Consider the following 504-nt stretch of genomic DNA (forward strand, 5'->3'; position numbering starts at 1 on the left):
GTGTAGCTGCCGTCCTCCTCACGCGCGGTGGCCGCCTTGCCGGCGTCACTTGGGGCGCGGAGGATCTCCCCGCCGCCGTCGGCGCGGCCACCGCGCGTGAGGAGGACGGCAGCTACACCGATCCCTATCGCGTCGTTCGCGCACTCACCCTGTTCGGCGCCCACGCCGCCGGCGTTCCCGCGATCGAGACGGTGTTTCCCGACTTCCGCAACCTCGACGGCCTCGCCGCTTATGCCGCGCGTGGGCGCCGCGACGGCTTCACCGGCATGCTCGCGATCCACCCGACGCAAGTGACCGTGATCAATCAGGCCTTTACCCCCAGCGAAGCCGAACTCGCCCACGCCCGCGCCGTCATCGCCGCCTTTGAGGCCAACCCAGGCGCCGGCGCGCTGCAATTGGACGGCAAGATGATCGACGCCCCGCACCTGAAAAGCGCACGGCGGTTGCTGGCGCTGGTCGACTAACCCACAACGTCATGCCGGGCTTGTCCCGGCATGACGAAGA

Annotated in this window: 1 protein-coding gene; it reads left to right on the forward strand. The window is 69.4% G+C overall.

What is annotated here, in order from left to right:
• The coding region (locus tag AX702_RS12505; RefSeq protein ID WP_197420595.1) for an HpcH/HpaI aldolase/citrate lyase family protein at positions 1-464 on the forward strand (464 nt) is incomplete at its 5' end.
• Between the last annotated feature and the right edge of the window lie 40 nt (positions 465-504).

The sequence above is a fragment of the Sphingomonas sp. CCH5-D11 genome, from assembly GCF_001557395.1.
Taxonomy (GTDB): Bacteria; Pseudomonadota; Alphaproteobacteria; order Sphingomonadales; family Sphingomonadaceae; genus Sphingomonas.